The following is a 5861-nucleotide window of genomic DNA, read 5'->3' on the forward strand; positions in this document are numbered from 1 at the left end:
TTTGTTAATGGTAAGGAGAATTCAGAAACGAGTATAAAAAAAGGAATAGTTGGAGGAATTGATTACTCAAGTAGTATTACTACTTGGGGAAAGGTAGAGCCAATACAATCTGTTACTTATGCTGAGGCTCACTATAATAATACATTATGGGATAAGCTTCTTCTAACCAATCCAAAGGATGATGATAAAACAAGATTAAAAATGCATAGATTAGCAGATTCTATAATTCTTACCTCACAAGGTATCCCATTTTTTCAGGCTGGTCAAGAATTTCTAAGAACTAAAGATGGAGATGCAAATTCATATAAGTCTTCTGATACTGTAAATAAGCTTGATTGGGCAAGAAAATCTGAAAAGATTGACACTGTTAATTATTTTAAAGGCTTAATAGCATTAAGAAAGGCACATCCTGCCTTCAAAATGACATCGGCTGATATGATCAAGAAGAACTTGAAATTTTTAACAACACCTAAAAATGTGGTGGCATATGAAATGAACTACAATGCAAATATGGACTCTTGGGCTAATATAGTAGTAGCATTCAATGCAAATAAAAAAGACACAAAAATTAAATTATCCAAGAAAGGAACCTGGAATATTGTTGTAGATGGTGAAAATGCCGGAATTGAAACAATAGAACAATTTAGAGGTGATACTCTATTGGTGCCTGCACTAAGTTCTATCGTAATTCATTATGAGGCAACAAATATATTTACAACGATACCATTTTGGGGTTACACCATATTAATTTTAGCAGGAGTTACTGCAGTAATATTATCTTTAAAAAGAAAAAAAAGAACTTAGTATTAAGTCATATATGCAATTCTAAAAGATCCTTATAATTAAATATAAGGATCTTTTATTAGGAGATGTTACAATGTTTATAATAATATTTTTAATTATTATCGCTTTTTTTGTTGTTATTTTTGTTATAGCTTGGCATTTTTCTAATATAATTCTATATCCTAAGGTTTCAAAATATAATTATACCTATAATTATGAAATAGAAAAAGGTGCTATCCAAATAGATAAATTTAGCAAATTAGAGAAAAAAGAAATATACATGGATTCTAATTATGACTATAAGATTCACGGCTTTTTCTTTCCAAATAAACATGCGAGTAAAGTTATAATCTTGTGTCACGGAATAACCTGGAGTTTATATGGTTCTGTCAAATACATAGATATGTTTTTAAAAAGAGGGTTCGCTGTGTTTATTTATGATCATAGAAATCATGGTCTAAGTGGTGGAAAAGATACATCTTTTGGTTATTACGAAAAGTTTGATTTGAAAAAGTGTACAGATTGGTTATATAATAACTTAGGGAAAGACATAATAGTAGGGTTACATGGAGTATCTATGGGTGCGGGAACAGTTCTTCTAAACATTGCAATAGACACTCGTATTGCGTTTTGCATAGCTGACTGCGGATACTCTGATGCAGAAGATTTATTTATTCATAGATTATCAAAAGACTATAATATTAAAAAAATATCCTTAATTAAATTAGCGAGTGTAATATGTAAAATACGAGCAGGGTGGAGTTTCAAAGATGTGTCGCCAATAACCAGTTTACCTAAGGTGAGCATTCCAATATTATTTATTCATGGTGAAAAAGATGACTATGTGCCTATTTTTATGTGTAAGCAAATGTTCTCAGTAAAGAATGGCTACAAAGATATATATATTGCACAAGATGCAGGACACGCGCAGTCATACTCTCAAAACAGTAATGAATATGAAAAAAGAGTTCATGATTTTTTAAAAGCTATAAATATAATATAAACGCTAAAAGGATGTGATTTAATGTTTAAGCTACAACAAAACGAGAAAAAATATTTGTACACAACTAATTATTCTAAAGATGAAGAGAGCTTATGTAAAATGGAAATGAAGTGCCTCTTTAATAAGCCCCTCCATGACAAATACTTATTTTCTGATATCTATGTAGATCCAACTAGAAGTCCTTTTATAAAAAAGTGCATATCTATAATATATACTGGTGACACAATGAAACAAATTATTGATCAAATTGTTATAGACAAACTAACTAGTGTAAATTATAAAGTTGTCTATATAAATGCTACTGATGATATAATGGGTTTTCATGATGGTCGTAAGATTGAGTTTGAAATAGGATATAGTATGCTAGGAGAAGCTGAACTAAAAAAGCCTGAAAATATTTTTGGGATAGCAAAGCTAAATAATAAATGGGTATTCGGTGAATGTGAAAGTAACACATCTGACTGGCTACTTCACAATAGAAAACCTTTTTCTTACTCCAATGCGTTAAAGGTTAATGTTAGTAGATCGCTTGTTAATATAGCAGTAGGTAATAACTTGAATTATAGCGTTGTTGACCCTTGTTGTGGCATTGGAACGGTGATAATAGAAGCTATTTCAATGCAACTTAATATTAAAGGGTACGAGATAAACGAATACATTGGTAAAAATGCAAAGACAAATCTTAGGTACTTTGGATATGAAGATGTAATAACTATTGGCAATATGCATGATATTATAGAAAAATTTGATGTGGCAATCGTTGATCTTCCATATAACATATTTACTCAAATTACTCCAAGCGAGCAATTAGCTATTATTGAAAGCGCCCGCAAAATAGCAGATAGAATGGTTATTATAACCTTTGAAGATATGGAGAGGCAAATTTCCTCCGTTGGGTTTAATATAGATGATAGATGTACAGTATCTAAAGGAACATTTGAAAGGCATGTATTTATATGTAGTTAACGATTAGTTAAAAAATAAAATTCAAATTGGTTGAATTAAAAAACAAATAAGTATATTTGCTTATATGCAAGATACTTATTTGTTTTTTTAGAGGTTGTGAATTAAAATACAAAATTATTATTATGTTAGGTCTCTATTGTATCCTTTTTCCAGAAATCTTATCTACAATAAAAACTATTGCAGCAATAACAAGTAGTGTATGTATCATTCCTCCACCTATTTTAAATACTAATCCTAAAACCCAAAAAAATATTACTATTCCACCTAGCCACCTTAAAAAACCCATATATAACACTACCTTTCACATATATTTTAATTACTATATATGTTTAAATATTATATCAATAAAATTCTACCTTTACAATAAACTGTTTGTAGTTTATTACTAGGTGTAGATTGTAATATACTAAGGTATTCTTCTTTTTCCTCTCCATCTTTCTAAACTCAAATCTACAATGAATACGATTGCAGCCATTAAAAGCAAAATATGAATCATGATTCCACCAATTTTGAATATAAGACCTAATGCCCAAAAGAAAATTATGATTCCTCCGACCCAACGTAATAATTTCATATAATACACTCCCTTCATATATATTTACTAAACTACTTATGTATTATAGTGACCCAAACTTAGATAATATATGTAAAATAGTTTCAAATTCAATTTTTTATAACAACTGTGACTTAATATTAGTCAATGTGCTATAATTATTATAGGGGACAGGTTGATGAGATGTTTTTTGAGACTAAAAAGTTAAAAAAAAAGAAAATGGAGCAAAACTTAGGAGAGTTAACAATTTACAGTGTTCTTCTAATGATGATAGCAGAGGCTATGAAAGGAAAAATTATATGTATATCGGTATTGATTTAGGGGGCACTAATATTGCAGTGGGTATTGTTGATGATAAGGGAAATATAAAATTTGAAAATCCTGTCCTACAAAGGTAGGAAGAAAACCTCAGGAGATAATAGATGACATGGTAGCATTAGTTATTAATATTTTAGATGAATACAATATGGACCTGAAAGAAATAAAATCCATAGGTATAGGTATTCCAGGTTTAGCTGACAAGAGTGGGAATGTAATATTTTGTGTGAATCTTGGGTGGAAGTATGTACCGTTAAGAGAAATGTTAGAAAAGGTACTTCATAAGCCGATTTATATAGATAATGATGCTACTGTGGCTGCACTTGCAGAGTATGAAAGCGGTTCAATGAAGAATTCTACGAGCGGTCTAATGATTACCCTTGGAACAGGCATTGGTGGAGGAATTATATTAGATGGAGAAGTATGCAGTGGTTTTAATGGTGTAGGATCAGAGATAGGTCACATAGTTGTGGGTGAGAATTTTTATAATTGTAATTGCGGAAGGAATGGATGTTTAGAGACATTTGCATCATCTACCGCTATAATAAAACACACCAAAAAATTAATTGTGGATTTGGATGAAAAAACCACAATTCTTGAAAGAGCAAACGGAAATATAAACAATATTGATGCAAGAATGATATTTGAATCAGCTAAAGAAGGCGATAAAATAGCAAATTTAGCTGTAGATAGATTAATTAAATATTTGGGTACTGGAATACTTAACATAATTAATATTATAGATCCGGAAATAATAGTACTCGGCGGAGGGGTCTCAGGTTCAGGGCAATATCTTTTAGATAGGATTACAAATGAAGTAATAGGGAATAAATATTATGAAGAGCTACCTATTGCTAAAATTGTTTTAGCAGAATTAGGTAATAAAGCAGGTATAATTGGAGCGGCAATGATTGCAAAGCACCAAACTTTAAAATAAAAAATTGAATACATTTTGAAAGGTGAAATTAAAATGAATAAGATTGCACTTATTACTGATAGTACATCTGATGTTGATAGTGAAATGATTCAAAAATACGATTTGAAGGTACTTCCATTAAGAATTATATATAAAGATAAAGAGTACATTGATAGAGTAACAATTACTCCTAAAGAAGTTTATGATAATTTTGCATATGAAATTCCATCGACTTCATTACCATCAATGAATGATATGGAAGAACTCTATTTGAAACTTGAAGAAGAAGGATATACTCAAGCTATTGCAGTATTAATATCTTCAAATTTGTCCGGAACCTATAATACCTTTAGATTGGTAAGTGAAAATCACCCATCTATAGAAACCTGCGTTTTTGATTCGAAATCGTTAACTATAGGGGAAGCTGCAATTGTAGAAGAATGTGGCGAAATGATAAAAGGCGGATTAACTTTTGAGGAAATTGTAAAAACATTACCAGGAATACGGAGCAGAATCACTGTTTATTATGCAGTAGATACGCTTAAATATCTAATCAAAGGTGGTAGAATTGGAAGAGTGGCTGGAACTATTGGCGAACTGTTAAATCTAAAACCTATAATTTCAATTAATAACGATGGTGTATACTATACTTATGCAAAGGCCAAGGGAAAAAAGAAAGCCACAAGTAAACTTGTAGATATAGCAAGAGAAGCTCTTAAGGAATCGCCTTGTAAAATTTGGGTTATGCATGGTGGGGCATATGATGAAGTAAAGCCCTTTTCTGATACAATTGCAGGTCTTCAAAACATTTCTAGATTATCCTTTGGAGAAATAAGTCCAGTAGCCGGCGTTCATACTGGACCTGGATTACTTGGAATTATTATAGTAAAAGAGGTATTAAAAATAGAAAATACTAAGGAGTTGCCATGATGAAAATTGAAGATATAATGTCAGGAGATTTTTCCGATTACCCAGAAGAAACGCAAATATTTATGCAAGAGTACACAGAAAAGCTACGAGAAAGTGTTAAAGATGAAATTATAAAAGATATATCCCATAATATGCTTGTCGACATAGATAAAAGTAAAGATTATTTTATAAATGTATTAACTGATATATTAGATAATGGATATAAGGGACTTAGCAAAATGTCTACTCGATCTCTAATAGATAAATATTTAGAATGCAAAAATGAAGAAGATTTTTTAGTTTTGTTGGAAAGAGTTAATGATCAGGTCTAATTTATCTAATACTGAATGCATATTTCACAATTTAGAATTGTATCTTTATCTTCAGTCCAATTAGCTTCAATTACTAGATTT

Annotated in this window: 8 protein-coding genes; 6 read left to right on the plus strand and 2 right to left on the minus strand. The window is 30.5% G+C overall.

Translation table 11 applies throughout. The features are described from left to right. From ACJAX4_RS21505 to ACJAX4_RS21515, 3 genes are all read left to right on the plus strand, one after another. Positions 1–804, plus strand: an 804-nt coding sequence (locus ACJAX4_RS21505) for an alpha-1,6-glucosidase domain-containing protein (protein ID WP_435791488.1), incomplete at its 5' end; no start/stop codon positions are given. 73 nt (positions 805–877) lie between these two features. Further along, positions 878–1786 (plus strand): alpha/beta hydrolase, encoded by a 909-nt coding sequence (locus ACJAX4_RS21510; RefSeq protein WP_435791489.1) that lies wholly within the window; start codon positions 878–880, stop codon positions 1784–1786. A gap of 21 nt (positions 1787–1807) precedes the next feature. After that, complete coding sequence (locus tag ACJAX4_RS21515; protein WP_435791490.1) at positions 1808–2752, plus strand: TRM11 family SAM-dependent methyltransferase; 945 nt, start codon at positions 1808–1810, stop codon at positions 2750–2752. A 133-nt stretch (positions 2753–2885) separates the two neighbouring features. On the opposite strand, the gene ACJAX4_RS21520 is transcribed toward ACJAX4_RS21515, so the two are convergent. Together ACJAX4_RS21520 and ACJAX4_RS21525 are read right to left on the minus strand one after the other, a co-directional pair. Further along, positions 2886–3038, minus strand: coding sequence for a lmo0937 family membrane protein (locus tag ACJAX4_RS21520; RefSeq protein WP_435791491.1), 153 nt, complete (start codon positions 3036–3038; stop codon positions 2886–2888). A 120-nt stretch (positions 3039–3158) separates the two neighbouring features. Continuing rightward, complete coding sequence (locus ACJAX4_RS21525; RefSeq protein ID WP_435791492.1) at positions 3159–3326, minus strand: lmo0937 family membrane protein; 168 nt, start codon at positions 3324–3326, stop codon at positions 3159–3161. 406 nt (positions 3327–3732) lie between these two features. Here ACJAX4_RS21525 and ACJAX4_RS21530 point away from each other — a divergent pair, with 406 nt between their 5' ends. From ACJAX4_RS21530 to ACJAX4_RS21540, 3 genes are read left to right on the plus strand one after another with little or no spacing between them, the layout of a single operon-like run. Continuing rightward, a complete protein-coding gene (locus ACJAX4_RS21530) occupies positions 3733–4560 on the plus strand; it encodes an ROK family protein (protein WP_435791493.1) in 828 nt (275 codons plus the stop codon). A gap of 33 nt (positions 4561–4593) precedes the next feature. Beyond that, positions 4594–5469, plus strand: a complete 876-nt coding sequence (locus ACJAX4_RS21535; RefSeq protein WP_435791494.1) for a DegV family protein — start codon at positions 4594–4596, stop codon at positions 5467–5469. Continuing rightward, positions 5469–5780, plus strand: coding sequence for a hypothetical protein (locus tag ACJAX4_RS21540; RefSeq protein WP_435791495.1), 312 nt, complete (start codon positions 5469–5471; stop codon positions 5778–5780). The genes ACJAX4_RS21535 and ACJAX4_RS21540 overlap by 1 nt, the downstream gene beginning before the upstream one ends. Positions 5781–5861 lie beyond the last annotated feature (81 nt).

Origin of the sequence: Clostridium sp., from assembly GCF_051278035.1 — a bacterium.
GTDB lineage: Bacteria > Bacillota > Clostridia > Clostridiales > Clostridiaceae > Clostridium_AD.

Bases quoted from the DNA above. Each gene is read 5' to 3' on its own strand.
- ACJAX4_RS21510 (WP_435791489.1), top strand. From the start codon at position 878: ATGTTTATAATAATATTTTTAATTATTATCGCTTTTTTTGTTGTTATT.
- ACJAX4_RS21515 (WP_435791490.1), top strand. From the start codon at position 1,808: ATGTTTAAGCTACAACAAAACGAGAAAAAATATTTGTACACAACTAAT.
- ACJAX4_RS21520 (WP_435791491.1), bottom strand. From the start codon at position 3,038: ATGGGTTTTTTAAGGTGGCTAGGTGGAATAGTAATATTTTTTTGGGTT.
- ACJAX4_RS21525 (WP_435791492.1), bottom strand. From the start codon at position 3,326: ATGAAATTATTACGTTGGGTCGGAGGAATCATAATTTTCTTTTGGGCA.
- ACJAX4_RS21530 (WP_435791493.1), top strand. From the start codon at position 3,733: ATGGTAGCATTAGTTATTAATATTTTAGATGAATACAATATGGACCTG.
- ACJAX4_RS21535 (WP_435791494.1), top strand. From the start codon at position 4,594: ATGAATAAGATTGCACTTATTACTGATAGTACATCTGATGTTGATAGT.
- ACJAX4_RS21540 (WP_435791495.1), top strand. From the start codon at position 5,469: ATGAAAATTGAAGATATAATGTCAGGAGATTTTTCCGATTACCCAGAA.